The 19,530-nt window shown below is 35.5% G+C and carries 19 protein-coding genes; 12 read left to right on the top strand and 7 right to left on the bottom strand.

The genetic code is table 11. The features are described 5' to 3' along the window. Nucleotides 1-28 precede the first annotated feature (28 nt). From FBT53_RS05885 to FBT53_RS05845, 9 genes are all read left to right on the top strand, one after another. A complete protein-coding gene (locus tag FBT53_RS05885; RefSeq protein WP_136950246.1) occupies nt 29-2,023 on the top strand; it encodes a hypothetical protein in 1,995 nt (664 codons plus the stop codon). Between the two features lie 102 nt (nt 2,024-2,125). Continuing rightward, nucleotides 2,126-2,611 (top strand): hypothetical protein, encoded by a 486-nt coding sequence (locus FBT53_RS05880; protein ID WP_136950245.1) that lies wholly within the window; start codon nt 2,126-2,128, stop codon nt 2,609-2,611. A gap of 77 nt (nt 2,612-2,688) precedes the next feature. After that, nucleotides 2,689-4,152: an oligosaccharide flippase family protein gene (locus FBT53_RS05875; RefSeq protein ID WP_136950244.1), complete on the top strand. Its 1,464-nt coding sequence runs from the start codon at nt 2,689-2,691 to the stop codon at nt 4,150-4,152. Next, complete coding sequence (gene dut, locus FBT53_RS05870) at nt 4,142-4,576, top strand: dUTP diphosphatase (protein ID WP_136950243.1); 435 nt, start codon at nt 4,142-4,144, stop codon at nt 4,574-4,576. The genes FBT53_RS05875 and dut overlap by 11 nt, the downstream gene beginning before the upstream one ends. A gap of 67 nt (nt 4,577-4,643) precedes the next feature. Beyond that, nucleotides 4,644-5,660, top strand: coding sequence for a sugar nucleotidyltransferase (locus tag FBT53_RS05865; protein ID WP_136950242.1), 1,017 nt, complete (start codon nt 4,644-4,646; stop codon nt 5,658-5,660). 80 nt (nt 5,661-5,740) lie between these two features. Continuing rightward, complete coding sequence (locus FBT53_RS05860) at nt 5,741-6,619, top strand: hypothetical protein (protein ID WP_169630319.1); 879 nt, start codon at nt 5,741-5,743, stop codon at nt 6,617-6,619. Further along, nucleotides 6,619-7,395, top strand: a complete 777-nt coding sequence (locus tag FBT53_RS05855) for a DUF4292 domain-containing protein (protein WP_136950240.1) — start codon at nt 6,619-6,621, stop codon at nt 7,393-7,395. Before FBT53_RS05860 ends, FBT53_RS05855 begins: the two co-directional genes overlap by 1 nt. 3 nt (nt 7,396-7,398) lie before the next feature. After that, a complete protein-coding gene (locus tag FBT53_RS05850) occupies nt 7,399-8,622 on the top strand; it encodes a murein hydrolase activator EnvC (RefSeq protein WP_136950239.1) in 1,224 nt (407 codons plus the stop codon). A 4-nt stretch (nt 8,623-8,626) separates the two neighbouring features. Beyond that, nucleotides 8,627-9,460, top strand: coding sequence for an aldo/keto reductase (locus tag FBT53_RS05845; RefSeq protein ID WP_136950238.1), 834 nt, complete (start codon nt 8,627-8,629; stop codon nt 9,458-9,460). Here FBT53_RS05845 and FBT53_RS05840 read toward each other — a convergent pair. Together FBT53_RS05840 and FBT53_RS05835 are read right to left on the bottom strand one after the other, a co-directional pair. Continuing rightward, nucleotides 9,457-9,972, bottom strand: a complete 516-nt coding sequence (locus FBT53_RS05840) for an acyl-CoA thioesterase (RefSeq protein WP_136950237.1) — start codon at nt 9,970-9,972, stop codon at nt 9,457-9,459. The genes FBT53_RS05845 and FBT53_RS05840 overlap by 4 nt on opposite strands. 57 nt (nt 9,973-10,029) lie before the next feature. Beyond that, nucleotides 10,030-10,980, bottom strand: coding sequence for an SPOR domain-containing protein (locus FBT53_RS05835; protein WP_136950236.1), 951 nt, complete (start codon nt 10,978-10,980; stop codon nt 10,030-10,032). Between the two features lie 95 nt (nt 10,981-11,075). Here FBT53_RS05835 and dprA point away from each other — a divergent pair, with 95 nt between their 5' ends. Further along, the gene (gene dprA / locus FBT53_RS05830) at nt 11,076-12,191 is read left to right on the top strand and encodes a DNA-processing protein DprA (RefSeq protein ID WP_370323674.1); all 1,116 of its coding nucleotides are present in this window, start codon (nt 11,076-11,078) and stop codon (nt 12,189-12,191) included. Between the two features lie 526 nt (nt 12,192-12,717). Here the strand turns inward: dprA and trpS are convergent. Next, nucleotides 12,718-13,686, bottom strand: a complete 969-nt coding sequence (gene trpS, locus FBT53_RS05825; RefSeq protein WP_136950235.1) for a tryptophan--tRNA ligase — start codon at nt 13,684-13,686, stop codon at nt 12,718-12,720. Between the two features lie 130 nt (nt 13,687-13,816). Between trpS and FBT53_RS05820 the strand changes: the two genes are divergently transcribed. Then, a complete protein-coding gene (locus tag FBT53_RS05820; RefSeq protein ID WP_136950596.1) occupies nt 13,817-14,548 on the top strand; it encodes a 1-acyl-sn-glycerol-3-phosphate acyltransferase in 732 nt (243 codons plus the stop codon). Between the two features lie 67 nt (nt 14,549-14,615). Here FBT53_RS05820 and FBT53_RS05815 read toward each other — a convergent pair whose 3' ends face one another. The 4 genes from FBT53_RS05815 to recA form a co-directional block, all read right to left on the bottom strand. Next, nucleotides 14,616-16,121 (bottom strand): outer membrane beta-barrel protein, encoded by a 1,506-nt coding sequence (locus FBT53_RS05815; RefSeq protein WP_136950234.1) that lies wholly within the window; start codon nt 16,119-16,121, stop codon nt 14,616-14,618. A gap of 7 nt (nt 16,122-16,128) precedes the next feature. Then, nucleotides 16,129-16,662, bottom strand: coding sequence for an RNA polymerase sigma factor (locus FBT53_RS05810; protein ID WP_136950233.1), 534 nt, complete (start codon nt 16,660-16,662; stop codon nt 16,129-16,131). Between the two features lie 33 nt (nt 16,663-16,695). Then, complete coding sequence (locus FBT53_RS05805) at nt 16,696-17,112, bottom strand: hypothetical protein (RefSeq protein WP_136950232.1); 417 nt, start codon at nt 17,110-17,112, stop codon at nt 16,696-16,698. Nucleotides 17,113-17,186: 74 nt separating this feature from the next. Beyond that, nucleotides 17,187-18,194, bottom strand: a complete 1,008-nt coding sequence (gene recA / locus FBT53_RS05800) for a recombinase RecA (protein ID WP_136950231.1) — start codon at nt 18,192-18,194, stop codon at nt 17,187-17,189. 254 nt (nt 18,195-18,448) lie between these two features. Between recA and FBT53_RS05795 the strand changes: the two genes are divergently transcribed. Further along, nucleotides 18,449-19,480, top strand: coding sequence for a rhodanese-related sulfurtransferase (locus FBT53_RS05795; RefSeq protein ID WP_136950230.1), 1,032 nt, complete (start codon nt 18,449-18,451; stop codon nt 19,478-19,480). The last annotated feature ends 50 nt before the right edge of the window (nt 19,481-19,530 follow it).

Here is a 19,530-nt window from a genome sequence, read left to right as displayed (position 1 = left end):
ACTAATATTTATAACCAACCTAATTAAAATGAAGATTACTAGATTATTTATTACCCTTTTTTGCTTAGGGGTTTTTTTTTCGTGTTCCAAGGATGATTCAGAGGAGGAAGTCAAAGAGGTTTATGTTAATGTACCTCCATCAAGAGTAACTAATATAAAGGCAACGGTTGTTGAAGGTACTTTAGTAAACATTACTTGGGATGCGGCAACAGATGATAATGGCGATTCTGTTACTTATGAAGTAATAGTGAATAATGAAATATTGGTTGCTGATTATTTGGAAACCTCTGTGGAAATAGACGTTCAGGAATATATATCAAATCAGGGAAATAAGGGTAAAACATTTAAAAATGGAGTTGCCAATTTTGCAGGTAAAAGCGGCGTTGATGTTGTATTGGGAATAGAAATAAGAGCCTATGATGGAAATGGTTCCTTCTCTAATGAAAGTACAATTAAAACATTGAATGTAAATCGCTCTCCTAACGAATTTGAGTTTGAAAACATTTATTTTAATTTCTATAGCTATGACAGCATAGAGATTTTTTGGAGCTTAACGGATGATCCTGACGGAGATTCAATTGTTTATACGGTTTACATTAATGATGAACTGATTACGGACGATACAAGTGTGGATAGTTATTACAACCGGGGTTATTATTATTATAACAACAATTTCTATGATTTACTGAACGAACCTATAACAATTAAAGTGGTTGCTTCTGATGGATCTGCACAAGAAACTTATATAGAGCAAGTCTATGAATTTAGAGCTACGGATATAGATTTGGGCCCATTGGATTTTCCATCTATTACATCACAAGAATTTTCTATAGCAGAAGAAGAGCCAGACGACCGAATTGGATTTACATTTTCTATTACAGAGCCTTCAGATTATAGAATAGAAGCTAATAATATGGATGTAAACTTACGAGATGAAAATGGTAATTTGATAAATTCTAGCTACCATTCTATTAATGGTCTTGATTTAGAGGTCGGAAATTATTATGTGGAAGTAGGGTCCTATTATTCGCAAAGTAATTCAACAGTTACCATTCAACTTGCGGATGCTAATTTATCTGACGTTGACCTAGGCAATGTTATTGCTCCGTTTACTGAATCATACATATTCGATTTAAGTGAAGAAATTGATAATGCCATAATTTATAAATTCACGGTAGAAGAAGAAATTGGCGCAATAATCACCGTTGATAATTACTATGATTTATATATAAGAGACGAAAATGGTAATTATGTTAATTATTCTAGTACAAGCGGAGGCATAAAAGTTCCAAGCTTGTTTCCAGGGACAACTTATTTGGTTTACCTTAATAGTTATTATAACCAAACAGATTCGGGAACCATTAATTTCAACTTTAAAAATTCAGAAGAAACGAATCTAGATTTAGGTCAACTTAGTACTAATGAAATTTTAGAAACTACATTTGACTTATCAGTAGAGCCAGACTCTAGGATTACTTATACTATTGATGTTGCAGAAGCTACAGGTTTTTCTTTTTATGCTAATACAGACCTAAATTTTGAGATTATATCTGAAAATGGCAATTATATAAATACAAGTTATTCAAGCTATGGAAAGGTTTATGGAAATTTTAATGTCCCAGGTAAATATTTTATTTCAATTAATAGTTACTACAGTAATTCTGGAATTTTAAAACTAGCTATAGCTGACCCTAATTCAACGGACCTTGATTTGGGAGAGCTTACACTACCATTTTCACAATCATATAATATAGAATTTACCAAATCAGATACAGATGACATGTTGGAGTATACCTTTACAATCACAGAGTTAGCTACTACCTACAATATGTCAGTTGGTTATAATTCATACAGATTAGTGCTACTTGATCAAAATGGTAATGAAATTAATTACAGTTATTATAGCCCTATGTCCGGGAGCAGTTTAGCTCCAGGTACGTATACAATTCGTTTGATTCCAAATTGGAACTCATATGAGATAGATTCAATGACAGACACCTTATCAATTACATTAAACAACTAATAAGAACAATTTGTTCTACTAAAGCCCCTGAAATATTTCAGGGGCTTTTTTTGTTTGGCACTAAATTTGGTTTTCTATCTTTATCATTAGTAAATTTTAGATATGAAATCACTTACCTACATAGCAACAATTCTATTGTTTTCCTTAACAGGGTGTAAATCGCAACAAGACCTTGTAACAAACCCGCCTTTTACAACGGGTACGGTCACATGTCAATCTTGGGTTGGCGGGAGAGCAGAAAGTGGGTCTGGTATAAAACTAGTTATACCAGTAGATGTATCGGACAAAAGTAAGGTGGATTTTAAAACGGCATATTTTCGAGAGAAATCTGCAGATTTAAAGTGGCAAAAAGTGAATGGCGTTGCTTCAGTTGTTGCCAATTTCGCAACTATTTCTGCCCCAAAGCCAGACATAATAATGCATGCTGATCCTAAAAAAGAAGTGGGGAATACGCCGCCGTTGCCAAAAGAAAAGTTGCCTTTTGAATTGGCAGAAAACGAATGTGTAGTCAGCTATTTGGAAAATGGCGAACTAAAATATGTTAAGCTAGAAGGTATTAAAGTGCAAAAAAAGAAGCTATATCAATAGCCGTAAAATTGTGTACCTTTATCTTATTAAATTTCCCCGAAGTACTCCTTCGGGGTTTCTGTTAAACATCTACCCAATTGAGCATCCTCAACAAACTGTTTAAACAAACATTTATTTATGGTTTGGCCACGGTTTTACCACGGATACTCTCATTTATTCTAGTGCCTTTTCATACTGGGGTTATGAACACCAGCACCTATGGTGAAACCTCTTTGGTATTTACTTTTATTGCCATTTGCAATGTGGTATTAGCCTACGGAATGGAGACGGCTTTTTTTCGTTTTTTCAATAAAGAAGAAAGAAAGGTTAATGTGGTGTCTACTAGTTTAATTAGTATAGGTGCCACAACTTTAGGTTTTTTATTAATGTCTTACCTATTCCATGAGGGTATAGCAAAATTTTTATCGCTAGATGCTTCGGTATTTTTAATTGTAGTGGCTATTCTAACTTTTGATGCACTAACCATAATTCCCTTTGCATGGTTACGGGCTAAAGAGAAACCTATGCGGTACGCGATAATAAAAGTTTCTACCGTAGCACTTAATCTGTTGTTAAACCTATTATTCTTGTCCTTATTACCAGAAATGCAAGAAGAAGGCAATGCACTTTGGAAAGCCTTGTATATACCAGATTTTCAAGTGGGTTATGTATTCTTAGCTAATGCTATTTCTAGTGGAATCGCTTTTTTATGGGTTGGTGGTGTTTATTTGGATACCAAATACACCTTTGATGTAGTGCTTTGGAAACGGATGATGCGTTATGCTATACCTGTTTTAATCGCTGGTATGGCGTATACCATTAATGAAGTTTTTGACCGGTATTTATTAGAGTGGCTGTTGCCAGCAGAAATATCTAAATCAGAAATAGGTAAATACTCAGGATGTTACAAATTAGCGGTATTTATGACACTATTTTCAACAGCCTTTAGATTGGGTATAGAGCCCTTCTTTTTTAGTCATGCAGATTCTAAAAATCCGGAAAAAGGCTATGCTCAAATTACAGATTATTTTGTCATATTTGGGAGTATCATTTTACTAGTAGTAGTTGTTTTTGCAGATGTAATTAAATTGGTTTTAATCCCCAATGAAACTTTTTGGGATGCCTTAAAAATTGTCCCGTTTATAGTCCTTGCTAATTTCTTCTTAGGAATTTATCACAATCTGTCCGTTTGGTATAAGGTTACAGATAAAACACGCTACGGTGCGTTTATTTCAGTAATAGGCGCAATAATTACCTTGGCCATCAATATTATTTTTATACCCAAAATAGGGTATATGGCCTCTGCAATAGCAACCTTATGTGCATATACCGCAATGATGTGTTTAAGTTATTATCTGGGCAAAAAATTGTATCCAGTTCCATATAATATGCGTAAAATTTTATTTTATGGGGGATTGTCAATTCTCTTCTCCTTTTCATCATTCTATATTTTTAACCGTAACTTAATTGTCGGATCCCTAATGCTTTGCCTATTTTTGGGCCTGATATATAAAATGGAAGGCGATAAGTTAAAAGCAATATTCTTAAAACGTGGAAATTAAAATTATAAATAAATCGGCTCATGCTTTACCGCATTACGAAACTTTGGCGTCTGCAGGTATGGATTTAAGGGCTAACATAGAGGAATCAATCATTTTAAAACCCTTAGAACGAACCATTGTTAAAACAGGTTTGTTTATAGAACTTCCTGTTGGTTATGAAGCCCAAGTACGTCCTAGAAGTGGTCTAGCGGCCAAAAAAGGGATTACCGTGCTCAACGCACCAGGAACTGTTGATGCAGATTATCGTGGCGAGATAGGGGTGATTTTAGTCAATCTGTCCAATGAAGAATTCGTCATTGAAAATGGTGAGCGTGTGGCCCAATTGATTATTGCTAAGCATGAACGGGCAGAATGGGTTTCAGTAGATAAACTTTCAGATACTGAACGCGGTTCTGGTGGTTTTGGGAGTACAGGTGTAAAATAATAACTACTTTATTTTAATAAGCATAAATACTAATCATCCCTAAAAGGGAGCAACAATTATATTAAACATGAAAATCATTGTACCTATGGCGGGTCGTGGTTCTAGACTTCGCCCACATACGTTGACCGTTCCAAAACCGCTAATTCCTGTTGCAGGAAAACCCATTGTACACCGTTTGGTAAGTGATATTGCAAAAGTATTAGGCGAACCAATAGAAGAAATAGCTTTTATTTTAGGAGACCCTGCTTTTTTTGGTGATGAGGTGGTAAGCAGTTTAGAAAATCTTGCTCAAGAATTGGGCGCAAAAGCATCAATTTATAGACAGTTAGACCCAAAAGGTACAGGCCATGCCATAATGTGTGCAGAACCTTCCTTATCAGGTCCTGCAGTAATTGCCTACGCAGACACTTTGATTCGGGCAGATTTTGATTTGGATAAAAATGCAGATAGTGTTATTTGGACAAAGAAGGTTCCTAATCCTTCCGCCTACGGAGTAGTAAATTTAAACGAGCATAACCATATAGTAGAATTAGTAGAAAAGCCAGAAAGCTTTGTTAGTGACCAAGCGGTAATTGGTATTTACTATTTTAAAGATGTCGCTGTACTTAAAAAAGAATTGCAGTACGTTTTAGATAACGATATTATCAATGGCGGAGAATACCAAATAAATGATGGTATTAAACGCATGATGGCAGACGGTAAAGTTTTTGTAACGGGCAAGGTAGATGAGTGGATGGATTGCGGTAACAAGAATGTTACAATAGAAACCAATCAGCGCATGCTTGGATTTTTAGAAAAAGATGGTGAAAAATTAGTGGCAGATTCGGTTACAGAAGAGAATGCCAATATAATTCCGCCTTGTTTCATTGGAGAAAATGTGGTTCTAAAAGATGCTACTGTGGGTCCTTTTGTATCTATAGGAGCAAACACCACAATAGAAAACAGCACCGTTAAAAATAGTTTAATCCAAACCAATAGCATAATTAAAAATGCTAATTTGGATAATGCAATGGTAGGTAACCATGTTACTTACAATGGCAATTTTGAAACAATAAGTATTGGGGACTATTCTGTATTAGAATAATACCGATTGGATTTTATATGATATTTAGAAAATTCGTTTTGGGTATAAGTGTATTGGGGGTGCTAACCCGTACCCCGCTTATGGCCCAAGACGAAGATTCTAAGAACCTTCCAGAAGTACAAGAGAGTGCGGAGGTATTTCTAGAAGAATATACAGATAGATTTCAAGATGTTTTTTTTGACGCGCTTCGGCAAAAAAGTATACAAAACTACGACCGTGCCATTAATCTGTTTTTAGAAGCTTATGCTATTAATAAAACACCAGTTTTAAACCATGAATTGGCTAAGACTTATGCCTTAGATAAACAATGGTTAAAAGCGCAAGAGGCGGCCTTAGATGCTTTGAATGCTGAACCAGAAAATTATTGGTATTTAGATACGCTAGTAAGCATTGTTAATGCTCAATCTAGCACTTTAGACGCCCTTTCTGGAACTTACCCAGAAGAGAATAAGCGTTTACAGCAGAATTTAACGCAAGTATACTACAAAAATGGCGCGTATATAAAAGCTAAAGAGGTGCTCGCAACGTTGCCAGAAAACAATTTTAAATCAGATTTAACTGCCAAAATAGAAGTAATTCTTAAAAAGCGCGTGGCTAATATTGCACAAACTAAAGTCAGTGCTAGTGTGGTTAGAAATAGTGACCCAGTAGCGACTTTAAAATTAAATTTGGCACAACAGATACAATTAAAAAATTCTGGTTTGGTATTGTTACAAGCAGAAAATGCAGTAGAAACATATCCTATGCAACCTTTCTTTTATTATGCTTATGGATGGGCACTTCAAAATAAAGGGAATAATTATAAGGCGATAGAAATTTTAGAAACGGGCTTGGATTATTTGTTTGATGATATCGCGCTAGCCAATAAAATTTATCAAACTTTAGCAGATGCGTATACCGCGTTACACAATACAGCTAAAGCAAATCTGTACCTTAGTAAAATAAAACCAGGTTTTTAATGAAGCTTATAAAGCAAATTACAGGATATAATGTAGCTATAATTTTGCTGCTATTATTGGGCTCTTGTGGGGCCAAAAGAGCGGTAGCAACAGGGGAGGTAGATGCTAATCTTACCGCAAAAAAGGTCATTCAACAACATTATCAGAATCAATTAAATTTTACCACCCTAACAGCTAAGGTGAAAATTGATTATAGTAAGGGAGATGAAAGCCAAGGGGTAAGTGTAAGTTTACGGATGAAAAAAGATGATGCTATTTTACTTAGTGCACCTTTTGGTATGTTCAAAGCACTAATTACTCCAGATAGAGTTTCATTTTATAACAAATTAGAAAATGAATACTTTGATGGCGATTTTGAGTACTTAAGTAAACTTTTGGGCACAGAAATGGATTTTAACAAAGTGCAAAATCTATTGGTTGGGGATGCTATTTTAGATTTAAAACAAGATAAGTACCAAGTGCAACTGGTAGAGAATACGTACAAGTTAACACCAAAACAACAAAAGGCGTTGTATGAGATATTCTTCTATTTAAAACCAAACACATTTAAAATTGCCAAGCAAGAGGTAAAGCAATCTATTAAAAATAGAAAATTGGATATGCGTTATACCTATCAAGATGTAGCGTCAAAGGTTTTACCTAGTACTGTAGATATTTTAGTATTAGAGGGTCAAGAAAAGACCACTATAAATTTGGAATATAAGAATGTAGAGTTGGGAAAATCAGTTAATTTCCCTTATAAAATACCAACTGGTTTTAAAGAGATTTCGCTTTAATTAATGAGGAATATAGTAGCACATATTATTCTTTTTGTTGTACTTCTAGTCAGTTGTGCTACAACCCTTTTTGCTCAAACGAGTGAACAAAAAGCACTAGAAGCAAAGCGAGCACGGTTACAAAAAGAAATCAAAGAAATGAACCGATTGCTTTTTAAAGAAAAGAAGCAAAAGGGTAATGTTTTGGAGCAAATGGACGCTTTAGACCAAAAAATAAATAAACGCCAAGAGCTTATTAAAGTTACCAACCAACAGGCTAATTTATTGAACAGACAAATAAATGCAAATGTTCGTAAAATTAGTAAACTAAGAGAAGACTTAAAGCAATTAAAAGAGGAGTACGCTGTTCTTATCCAAAAATCATATCAGAACAAAACAGATGAGAATAGAATAATGTTTTTACTGTCTTCAGAAAACTTTTTTCAAGCGTATAAGCGCATGCAATATATTAAGCAGTATACCAAATACCGTAAAGAGCAAGGAGAAGCTATTGTAACCCGTACTAATGAGTTGACGACCCTTAATCAAGATTTGGTGCAACAGCGTAAGGTTAAAGACCAGTTGATTGCAGAAAACAAGCAAGTTAAAGACCAATTATCTAAAGAAGTTACCTCACAAAAGGAATTACTAAAAAGTATACGCTCTAATGAAAGTAAGTATGCCAAGGTTATTGAGGATAAGCAAAGGGAGACTCGTAGAATAGATAGGGAAATAGAACGGTTAATCAAAAATGCTATAGTGTCTTCTAACAAAAAGAAGGGAAGCAAAAATGTAGCTAAATTTGAATTGACTCCGGAAGCTAAATTACTTGCAAACAACTTTTCTTCTAACAAAGGTAAATTAATATGGCCGGTAGAAAAAGGCGTTAAAAGTCAAGGTTTTGGCGTATACGCAGATAAGCTTTATCCAGGAATAAAACACCAAAATAATGGAGTAACGATTACTACAGACAAAGGGGAGAAAGCACGTGCCATTTTTGAGGGAGAAGTCATAGAAATCATGACCTTGCGTACGGGCCAGAAAGGGGTTTATATAAGACATGGAGATTATATAAGCATGTATTTTAATCTGGCTAATGTCTACGTAAAAAAAGGACAAAAAGTAACAAGTAAACAAACCTTGGGAGAGGTGTATACCAATGCGCTAAATGGAGACACCAAACTTAAGTTTTACTTATATCAGAATGCAACAAAATTAAATCCAGAACATTGGATTTACCAAATGTAATACTATGAACATAACAGACTTACAAGGAACATTTAAATTGCACAACGGCGTAAACATGCCTTATTTTGGTTTGGGTGTTTATTTATCTGAAGATGGTGAAGAGGTAATTAATGCAGTAAAATGGGCGTTAGAGGCTGGTTATAGGCATATAGACACTGCTGCTATTTATAAAAATGAAGAAGGCGTAGGAAAAGCTATTCAGCAAAGCAATGTTCCTAGAGAAGACATTTTTGTGGTTAGCAAGGTTTGGAACGCTGACCAAGGTTATGATAGCACTATAAAGGCATTCGAGGCAAGTTTGGAGCGCTTGCAATTAGACTATTTAGATCTTTATCTAATACATTGGCCAGTAGTTGGTAAGTTTAAAGAAACTTGGCGTGCTTTAGAAGATTTATATAAAGAAAAGAAGATTAGGGCTATAGGGGTAAGTAACTTTCTACAGCATCATTTAGAAGAAGTCATGGAAGATGCTGCAGTAATTCCTATGGTGAATCAAATGGAGTTTCATCCCTATTTGGTACAACAAGAGTTACTCGATTTTTGTAAGGAGCATCACATTCAATACGAAGCCTGGTCCCCTATGATGCAAGGTAAAATCTTTGAAATGGATGCCTTTAAAGCGATGGCTAAAAAATACAATAAGAGTATTGCTCAGATTGTATTACGGTGGGATTTGCAAAAAGGAGTAATAACCATACCTAAGTCTACCAAAAAAGAACGTATTGTTGCCAATGCAGCCATCTTTGATTTTGAATTGAGTTCAGAAGATATGGAGCAGTTAGACCAGATGGATAAAGCGCACAGATTTGGTCCAGACCCAGATAATTTCGACTTTTAATCTTTTACAAATAGGGCTTTAAGCTCAGTCGCATCATTCGGTTTTAGTTTGCCTGCGAGTACTAAACTCAATTGTTTGCGTCTCAGGGCAGCATCAAAACGTTGTTGCTCTAATTCTGTTTCTGGTTTTAGTTGTGGTACTTCTGTTGGCGCCCCAGTTTCATCCACAGCTACAAAAGTATATATAGCTTCATTAGCTTTTACTCTTTCTCCGCTAATGCGGTCTTCCATCCAAACATCGATATAAATCTCCATAGAAGAAGTAAAAGCTCTAGAAACACTTGCTTCTACGGTAACAACACTGCCTAATGGCACTGCTCTGTTAAATGCTACGTGGTTTACAGATGCAGTCACCGTAATACGGCTGCTATGTCTACGTGCAGCAATACTCGCCGCTCTATCCATTCGCGCTAGCAATTCACCTCCAAATAAATTATTTAGTGGGTTGGTTTCACTTGGTAAGACCAAATCGGTCATTACAGTTCTAGATTCACTAGGTGTTTTAACGCGCATTGCTTCAATTTTGCGCAAAGGTAGTTAAGTATTTTACAGTGTAGAAGTAAGGATGAATTATTTTTCTGATGCCATCCATGCATCAGAAGATACCGACTGTTTTATTTTTCGCAAAAACTGCAATGCTTCTTGGCCATCTACAAAGCTTTGGTATGCTACTTGATGCAGTCCATAGGGATTCGTGCCAATGTAACGAGCTTCAAAACCTTTTCTGTTCAGTTCTGCCACTTTTCTGTCAGCGTTTGCTTTGATTCTAAAAGCTCCTGCAATGATATGATGTTTGTAGTCTACAACTTCTTCGGTATTAGTTTTGGCTACGGCAATTTCAATAGCAGGTAATTCTAAAGGTGTAGATTGAAAAAAGGTTGCTTCTTGTAAATAATGATTTACTTTTTCATCTGCTGCCTGTTCAGCCAATAATTGTTTTTCTTGACCATTGGCATAAAACTGAAAACTACTCACACCAGTTGCTAGCAATAGCAAGAAAATAGCGGCATATTTATAGTAGGGGCGTAAGCCGTTAGAACGCCTCTCTGGTGTAATGGTAAAAGGAGCACGTTCCTCTAATTCCATAATAGCTTCTTTTAAAGCTTCACGTTTTACTTTGCTTGCCCCTAAAGCGGTAAGTCCAAAAGAGGCAGCTAAGAAATTAACAGACTTTTCTGGAGAAAACTGCAATTTGCCTTCCGCACCCATCCAAATAGAACCAATTTTATCTAGGTCTAAACGACCACCATTGGCTAACTTTTCTTTCCAGTTTTTTGCCACATTTAAGACCTCATGTAACAAATCATCGTAGGGTAAGCTTTTAACATTAGCTACATAAGAAACTAACAAACCATCGTTCTTGGTTAACTGTTGATTAAAAGAAAGATGTTTAGAAGGCGGATATAGCGTTCCGTCTACAAACTGAGCAGTAGTTGTATTTGTTAAAAATGCACCAAACTCTGGTATAACTACACAATTGTATCTGTAAAGTAAATCTGCTATATAGTGTTCCAAACGCATAAGGGCAAATATTGCAAAAAATGAAGGAGAGATAAATACTAATGCCTAACTTTTTATTAACATATAGTTTTGGGTATCTTGTGAAAAACTTTTGAATGTATTCTTCCTTGTCTGATAGTGAATTGGTTGGGTTGTTAAGATTGCAGCGCATTCCTAAAATCGGTGATATAAATGCTAAAAAATTATTGGAGTATACCGGCGGTATTTTACCGCTATTTAACGAGAAATTGACTACACTAGAGAAAATAGATGGTTTAGGAAAGGTCATGCTGAAAGACTTCTTTAATCCTGTATATCTAGAAGAAGCCGAACGAGAGTTTCAATACATTAAGGAAAACAATATTCAATATACTTATTTTAAAGACGAAGTTTATCCAAAACGGTTAAAGCATTGTATAGATGCTCCTATCTTACTGTTTCAAGATGGTAACATAGATTTTGGCTCTAAAAAAGTTATAAGTATTGTAGGCACTCGACAAATTACTAGCTACGGGCAAGCCTTTTGCGAATCTTTTATGGAAGAAATAGCGCCATTAGACCCAATTATAGTTAGTGGGTTTGCCTACGGAATAGATATTGCCGCTCAACGAGCGGCCATGAATCATGGATTGCAAACCATAGCATGTTTAGCACATGGGTTAAATCAAATTTATCCTAAGGCTCATAAAAAGTATGCCAACGCTGTGCTAGCCAATGGTGGTTTCTTTACAGAGTTTTGGAGCACAAGCAATCCAGAACGAGAGAATTTTTTAAAAAGAAATAGAATAATAGCAGGTTTAAGTGAAGCTACCATTGTGGTAGAATCTGCTGATAAAGGGGGTAGTTTGGTTACTGCAGATTGTGCACATAGTTATAACCGTGATGTCTTTGCGGTACCAGGTAGGGTAACCGATAAATTTAGTACAGGTTGCAATATGTTAATTAAACAGCAAAAGGCACAACTATTATCTTCTGCAGCAGAATTGGTGTATTTACTAGGTTGGGATGTGGAAAATAAGAAGGATAAACATATACAAAAACAATTATTTGTAGATTTAAATGAAACAGAAAAGTCTATCTATGACTATTTACAGCTGAACGGTAAACAGCTACTAGATATCGTTGCTTTGGAGTGTAATTTGCCAATTTTTAAAACTTCTTCCACATTATTGGCTATGGAGATGAAAGGTGTAATAAGACCGTTACCTGGTAAAATGTTTGAAGCCATCTAATCAAAACTTGCTTATTATCGTTAAGAAAATAAGTCAGACAGGTTAGTCTATTTTAATGCATTTTTTGCCCGTCAAACACGTTATTTATCAAGGTAAACAACTAATTTACTAATAAGAATGGGCGCCAAAGTATTTTTTCGACGAACTGAACCAGACTGTATCAAGCCTAAAATCATCGATGTAGTGTGCTTTTCTCCTGCGTTTCTAGTTTTAATTCATTTTGACATCGAAAGAATAGATTAATTTGAAGTGCTATAGTAACTCTATCCTGTGATTTGAATAACATTCTCTTTTCAGCTTTCGCTTTAATGTGAGCTTTATTACGGATCGCACAGTAATGCAACTTCTACGTTTTACCGTTTTTAATCGATTGTTAAGTAATACAGAAAGGTTGGTGCACTATTTTTTAATGTTTAGCTGTTTTAAGGTTATTTCTAATCGGTGAAGTGTGTATAGTATTAAAAATCCCTTAGCATGTAGTAGCTAAAGGATTTTTAAATAAGCTAATTTGGGTAGTTAACGGTGCTTAATATCCTACTTTGGTGCGCACACGTTCTAAAACATCATTAGCAGTTTTTGCGGCTTTTTCTGCTCCAATAGCTAATGCTTCGTCTACCTCTTTTAGATTATTCATATAATAATCAAACTTCTCTCTTGGTTCTGCAAATTTCTCCAGAATTACCTCATAAAGGGCTTGTTTTGCATGGCCATACCCATAATTACCTGCTAAGTAATTGGCAGACATTTCTTCTATTTGTTCTTGGCTAGCCAAGATTTTATAAAGCGCAAAAACGTTATCATTATTTGGGTCTTTTGGTTCTTCCATAGGAATACTATCCGTAACAATACCCATTATTTGCTTGCGCAACTTTTTATCGGTTTGGAAAAGGTTTATCGTGTTTCCTCGGCTCTTACTCATTTTGTGGCCATCAGTACCTGGAATGTACATGGTGTTTTCCTGTACTTGCCCTTCTGGTAAAACAAAAGTTTCACCCATAAGGTTATGAAAACGGTTGGCAACATCTCTTGTCATTTCAATATGTTGCAATTGGTCCTTGCCTACAGGAACTAGCTCCGCGTCATACGCTAAAATATCTGCAGCCATTAACATTGGATAATTAAATAATCCGCTATTAACATCCTCTAAACGGTCCGCTTTATCTTTAAAAGAATGTGCAAGGGTTAATCTTTGATAGGGAAAAAAACAACTTAAATACCACGCAAGTTCTGTTACTTGTGGAACATCACTCTGGCGATAGAATACGGATTTATCAATATCTAAACCAAAAGCTAACCAAGTAGCAGCCACAGCATAAGTGTTTTGTCTTAGTTCTTCGCCATTTTTAATTTGGGTTAACGTATGCATGTTAGCGATAAACAAAAAAGATTCATTCTTTGGATCATTAGACAACGCAATTGCTGGTTGTATTGCTCCTAAAATATTACCTAAATGTGGTACACCCGTACTTTGTATCCCAGTCAGTATTCTAGCCATCTTAATTCTATTATGGGGTAAATGTAGCAAAGCAGGCAAGATTACAAAAGTATTGTTGGTAATACTTATCTATAAGACTTATGATTTGTTGAATACGCCAAATTTTTAGTAGCTTGGTTACTTTTGTATGATGTTGAAATTTTTAAAAAATATAGGTTTTTTGCTTTACAGAATATGGTTCTATCTATTAGTAGCATTGCCTATGCTTATTTTTTCGCCTTTACTCTTGTTAACAACCTTATCAGAAAAAACATACCGTCAGTTTTATTGGCTGGCTCGTAACATTTGGGCTAAATTTATACTATTTGGTATGGGAATGTTGCCCAAAATTAAATGGCAACAACATTTAGAAGAACATAATAATTACATGTTGGTGGCCAATCATACCAGTATGTTAGATATTATGCTGATGCTTTATGTAAGTAAAAACCCTTTTGTTTTTGTTGGTAAGGCAGAACTAGCAAAAATTCCCGTATTTGGATTCTTTTATAAGCGCGTTTGTATTTTGGTAGACCGTTCTAATGCCAAAAGCAGAGCTGCGGTTTATAAAGCGGTGCAGGGGCGATTATCCCAAGGGTTAAGCATATGTATTTTTCCAGAAGGTGGTGTGCCAGAAAAGGAGGTGAGATTAGACACCTTTAAGGACGGTGCCTTTAGAATGGCAATACGGCATAATATACCAATTGTTCCAATGGTTTTTTATGATTGTAAAAAGAGATTGCCGTGGGAAGTTTTTGGGGGTTCACCAGGAATGTTAAGAGTGCAAATTTTCCCTTTCAGAGCTACCGACCAATTAAGTGTAGAAGATACCAATATCATAAAGAATGAAATAAGAGCACTGATGTTAACAGAAATCAACTAAAAAGCCCCACCTTACTACCAAGTGGGGCTTAAAGTTCGCCGCATAACGACCAACCTAACCAACTTCTTTAAAACTTAAATTGTAATCCACTGTAAACTCCTACCGCATAGGGTTTAAAATTACCAGCGCTATTTTCAAAAGTGTTTAATTGGTATTTAAACATGGGTTCTAAATTAAATTTAAGTGCAGGACTTATTTTATAGTCTAATCCAATACCAATATTGGTGCTAAAATTAATGTCATTTACGTTATTCGCTTCGCCTACCTCTGTCACCAAATTGTTAGACTCTAGAGAAACCGCATTATCTAGTAAAAACAAAGAGGAAAAGCCACCTATTAGATTTAAACCAAACTTTTTGTCAATTAATACGTAATTTAGTTCCATAGGAACTTCTAAATAATTCATTTGTTGTGCCATGCTGCCTTCTAGGGGGGCAACTTCATTACTCGCAATTTCTGGATTGTCTTTTATTGCAGAAACATTATTTTTACTACTAGTTACCACAATGGAACGAGCGGTATTTTCGTAATTTATATTTTCTATTTGTCCTACAGAAAAAGCTCGAGCGTTAGGGGAAAATGCAACCTCATTGGTATCATAACCATAGTCTACCTTATGTATGCCAGAACGCAACTGTAGCTTTTTATTTATGTTGTAAGAAACTGTTAAACCGTAACTTAGATTCAGATTGCCAGATTTAGTATTGCTGACAAATGCAGAATGTATAGGAGAGCCTTCTCCTAAGCTATTATAATATACTGGGGCAATGGAAGGCCCAATAGACCATTTTTTATCTGAGTTTGTCTTTGTAATTGCCTTTTCTTCTTGCTCTTTTAGGACATCATAAATAGATTTCTTGTCTTTTCCGGCTTTGTCTAGCTTATCTTCTGAAGTTTCTTTATCAATTTGAACAATAGCTGTAGTCTTGTTGGTATTAGGATTGTCTACAGATGGTAATACTTGCTCAGAATTTTTGATAGTTATTTTATTTTGGTTTGTTTTTTCTTCAACCAAATTTCTTGGAGTGCTTTTATCTTGATTGCTTACAATTGCATTGACCGTTGGATTATTAGCGCTGCCATTTAAAGGGGCTTTGGATAGTTGCTTTTTTTCTTGATGAACTATGCCACTAGTTTTAGAGTTTAGATTTGTAAATTTTTTTGAAGAGTTATTGTAGGGTTTAGAGGTATACTCACCTTGTTTTACAGTAGGGTTATCCTCTTTACGTTGTTGGGTGTTGTTTGTGCTTGTATAATCTATGACCAGTATGCTGTCTTTATTATCCAAGGAATCATCTACCTTGGTTTTGACTTCGTCTAATTCTTTGGTGCTAGTTATCCTTAGTTGTTCCTCTTCTATCAATTCTGATGATTTAAATGGATTGAACACTAAAAGGGTAATAAGTAAAACAGCCGCGACACCACCAATTTGCCACCAAATGGGTATCACTCGTTTTTTCTTTTTTTCATTTAAAGACGCCTGAATTTTATTCCACACGGCATCATCTGGGGGAGCCTGGTAGTTTTTTAGTTTGTCCTTAAAAATATCGTCCAAATTATTCCTCTGCTTCATAATCTAGCTATGCAATATTTATATTTTCTTTTTCTAATTTTTCTTTAAGAATCATTCTGGCACGTGCTAAATTAGATTTAGACGTTCCAATAGTGGTTCCGAGCATTTCGCTTATCTCCTTATGAGAGTAGCCATCTAAAACGTAAAGGTTAAATGTAATGCGGTACCTATTTGGCAGTTCTTGTATGTAACTTAACAGGGTCGCCAAATCTATACTGGGAAAATTGTCTTCTACATCTACTTCCTCTTCCTTCAAATTATCCGTAACCACATCTAAATAGCGGTCTTTTCTGTATTTCTGTAAAACTGTGTTTATGGTAATTCGTTTAATCCAACCTTCAAAAGAGCCTTTATGATTGTATTGTCCAATTTTGTCAAAAATGGTCATAAAACTATCATGAAGGTTATCTTCTGCCTCCGTTTTGTTGCGCGAATATTTTAAGCAAATACCAAAGAGTATATTAGAGTAGGCTCTATACAGCTCTTCCTGTGCTGATTGTTTGCGCGCTTTGCAGTTTTTTATGAGTTCTTCTAGACTCAAAATTTTGGTTAGGTAATTTATTGGTATTACTATTTATTGTTTTACGGGTACATCAAACTCTAAGTATTGTGTATTGTCCGCAGCGTCAGTGCCGATAAAAAACCGTAAATGATAAGTCTCGTTCAATAATGGAGTTACCGTTAGGTTTGCACTAACGGTATCATTAGCCGTTAAGCATTCATCATTATTAATAACGGAACCTACAGCGGTAATGTACCTAAAGCCCCCAGTTTCTGAAGTTACATCAAATCCTTCAAAAAACGTACAATCATCTGGTCTTAAAAAAGAAACTTCAAGATTGTGGTTTTGGTTCAATATAAAGGTATCAGGAACTACAGCACTTGTCACTTGTAGCGCTTCAAAATGAAAGTTTTCTCCTGTATCTACATCACAGCTCCCAGCCATACATATCAATCCCAAAAAGAAAACCCCTAAAACATACTTCTTCATACTGCTTAAATTCACAGTATTAAGATGCTACGTTTGTTTAGGGGTTGCGTAAGGTCTAATATTTTAGGAAAATTTTATTCCTTTAAAGCAGCTATTGCCTCTTTGATTTTACCTTCTAGTTCTTCTGCTAGTTCTGGATTATCGTCAATTAAGTTTTTAACAGCATCTCTACCTTGGCCTAATTTGGTATCTCCATAGCTAAACCAAGAACCACTTTTCTTAATAATTTCATAGGCTACACCTAAATCTAGAATCTCGCCAATTTTAGATACACCTTCGCCATACATAATATCAAACTCGGCAGTTTTAAAAGGAGGTGCTACTTTGTTTTTTACCACTTTTACACGGGTTTTATTACCCATAACTTCTCCATCTGTACTTTTTATTTGGGTAGACCTTCTAATATCTAGCCTAACAGAGGCGTAAAATTTTAAGGCATTACCCCCAGTAGTAGTTTCTGGGTTACCAAACATTACTCCAATCTTTTCTCGTAATTGATTGATAAAGATAACAGTACATTGTGTTTTATTAATGGTGGAAGTAAGCTTACGCAAAGCTTGGGACATTAAACGAGCATGTAATCCCATTTTAGAATCGCCCATTTCGCCCTCTATTTCACTTTTTGGAGTTAATGCGGCCACAGAGTCAATCACCACAATGTCTATCGCTCCAGAACGGATAAGGTTATCTGCTATTTCTAAAGCTTGTTCACCGTGGTCTGGTTGAGAGATAATTAAGTTGTCTATATCTACACCCAGTTTTTTAGCATAAAAGCGGTCAAATGCGTGTTCTGCATCTATGAATGCAGCAATACCACCTGCCTTTTGTGCTTCTGCCATTGCGTGTAGGGTAAGGGTAGTTTTACCAGAAGATTCTGGTCCGTATATCTCTATAATTCTACCTTTTGGATACCCGCCTACTCCTAGTGCCAAATCCAATCCTAAAGAGCCAGAAGATATTATGTCAATATCTTCAACAACACTGTCTCCCATCTTCATTACGGCCCCTTTACCGTAGGTTTTGTCCAATTTATCAAGGGTAAGCTTTAGCGCTTTTAATTTTGCTTCTTTATCGTTGCTCATAGTACATGGAAAATTAGAGGTCTAAAATACCACCTTTTATCATTTTTTAAGCCAACGCAACCAATTAAAGTTTTTAGCATCTTTTAATAGACTAACTCAAATTCTATTTCATGGTCAATCCTGGCCATGATTATATTTCTATGAAAAAGAAATGGTTGTAAGTAGTAGGCGTCCAATATTTTGGAGGCCTGCTTACTTTATGTATTTTTGCATTCAATTAAAAATATTCTTTTAACTTAAACTATTAGTATAGCATGCAACTGTACAATAAATTAAGTGCAGAAGAAAGAGCAAAACTTATAGAGGAAGCCGGCAAGGATAGGCTTACTATCTCTTTCTATCAATATGCACACATTGGTAATCCAGAAATTTTAAGGAATCACCTATTTATAACTTGGGATGCCCTAGAGGTTCTAGGTCGTATATACGTAGCCAAAGAAGGTATAAATGCACAGCTTTCTGTTCCGGCAGAGAATTTTGATGCGTTTAAAAAGCATCTAGATAGCATCACTTTTTTAGAAGGTGTACGCTTAAACATTGCTATAGAACAAGACAATAAATCGTTTTTAAAATTAAAGGTAAAAGTGCGTCATAAAATTGTAGCAGATGGTTTGGATGATAATACTTTTGATGTTACCGATAAGGGCGTTCACGTAGATGCGGTAACGTTCAATGAGCTTATAGAAGACCCAGATACTGTGTTGGTAGATATGCGGAACCATTACGAAAGTGAAATAGGTCATTTTAAAAATGCAGTTACACCAGATGTAGATACCTTTAGAGATTCCTTAGATATTATTGAGGCAGATTTAGCACCCTACAAAGAAGATAAAAAACTGGTTATGTACTGTACGGGTGGTATCCGTTGTGAAAAAGCTAGTGCGTACTACAAACACAAAGGTTTTAAAAATGTGTATCAATTAGAGGGTGGTATTATAGAATACACTAGGCAGGTTAGAGAAAACGATTTAGAAAATAAATTCTTAGGAAAAAACTTTGTCTTTGATCACAGAAGGGGAGAACGTATTTCTGACGACGTAATTGCGCACTGCCACCAATGTGGAGCGCCTTGTGATGTACATACGAATTGTGCAAATGAAGCTTGCCATTTACTTTTTATTCAATGCGATAGCTGTAAAGAAAAAATGGACAATTGTTGTTCTGATGCTTGTAAAGAGGTAAATGCGTTGCCGTATGAGGAACAAAAAGAGCTGCGTAAAGGTAAAAAAGCAAGCAATAAAATTTTTAAGAAGGGCCGCTCAGAAGTGCTAAAGTTTAAACGCTAGCAAGGGTAGTAACAAAATAGTGCTATCTTTACTTTCAACAATTTTTTATG

Source organism: Flavobacterium sp. ASW18X, from assembly GCF_005144745.1.
In the GTDB taxonomy this organism is placed as follows: domain Bacteria; phylum Bacteroidota; class Bacteroidia; order Flavobacteriales; family Flavobacteriaceae; genus Croceivirga.
This window is presented reverse-complemented; position numbering and strand designations above follow the sequence as displayed.

What these genes read in the sequence shown, in the direction of transcription:
- FBT53_RS05885 (WP_136950246.1), top strand. Translation starts at nt 29, where the DNA reads ATGAAGATTACTAGATTATTTATTACCCTTTTTTGCTTAGGGGTTTTT.
- FBT53_RS05880 (WP_136950245.1), top strand. Translation starts at nt 2,126, where the DNA reads ATGAAATCACTTACCTACATAGCAACAATTCTATTGTTTTCCTTAACA.
- FBT53_RS05865 (WP_136950242.1), top strand. Translation starts at nt 4,644, where the DNA reads ATGAAAATCATTGTACCTATGGCGGGTCGTGGTTCTAGACTTCGCCCA.
- FBT53_RS05860 (WP_169630319.1), top strand. Translation starts at nt 5,741, where the DNA reads ATGGCCCAAGACGAAGATTCTAAGAACCTTCCAGAAGTACAAGAGAGT.
- FBT53_RS05855 (WP_136950240.1), top strand. Translation starts at nt 6,619, where the DNA reads ATGAAGCTTATAAAGCAAATTACAGGATATAATGTAGCTATAATTTTG.
- FBT53_RS05850 (WP_136950239.1), top strand. Translation starts at nt 7,399, where the DNA reads ATGAGGAATATAGTAGCACATATTATTCTTTTTGTTGTACTTCTAGTC.
- FBT53_RS05845 (WP_136950238.1), top strand. Translation starts at nt 8,627, where the DNA reads ATGAACATAACAGACTTACAAGGAACATTTAAATTGCACAACGGCGTA.
- FBT53_RS05840 (WP_136950237.1), bottom strand. Translation starts at nt 9,972, where the DNA reads ATGCGCGTTAAAACACCTAGTGAATCTAGAACTGTAATGACCGATTTG.
- FBT53_RS05835 (WP_136950236.1), bottom strand. Translation starts at nt 10,980, where the DNA reads ATGCGTTTGGAACACTATATAGCAGATTTACTTTACAGATACAATTGT.
- dprA (WP_370323674.1), top strand. Translation starts at nt 11,076, where the DNA reads ATGTATTCTTCCTTGTCTGATAGTGAATTGGTTGGGTTGTTAAGATTG.
- trpS (WP_136950235.1), bottom strand. Translation starts at nt 13,686, where the DNA reads ATGGCTAGAATACTGACTGGGATACAAAGTACGGGTGTACCACATTTA.
- FBT53_RS05820 (WP_136950596.1), top strand. Translation starts at nt 13,817, where the DNA reads ATGTTGAAATTTTTAAAAAATATAGGTTTTTTGCTTTACAGAATATGG.
- FBT53_RS05815 (WP_136950234.1), bottom strand. Translation starts at nt 16,121, where the DNA reads ATGAAGCAGAGGAATAATTTGGACGATATTTTTAAGGACAAACTAAAA.
- FBT53_RS05805 (WP_136950232.1), bottom strand. Translation starts at nt 17,112, where the DNA reads ATGAAGAAGTATGTTTTAGGGGTTTTCTTTTTGGGATTGATATGTATG.
- recA (WP_136950231.1), bottom strand. Translation starts at nt 18,194, where the DNA reads ATGAGCAACGATAAAGAAGCAAAATTAAAAGCGCTAAAGCTTACCCTT.
- FBT53_RS05795 (WP_136950230.1), top strand. Translation starts at nt 18,449, where the DNA reads ATGCAACTGTACAATAAATTAAGTGCAGAAGAAAGAGCAAAACTTATA.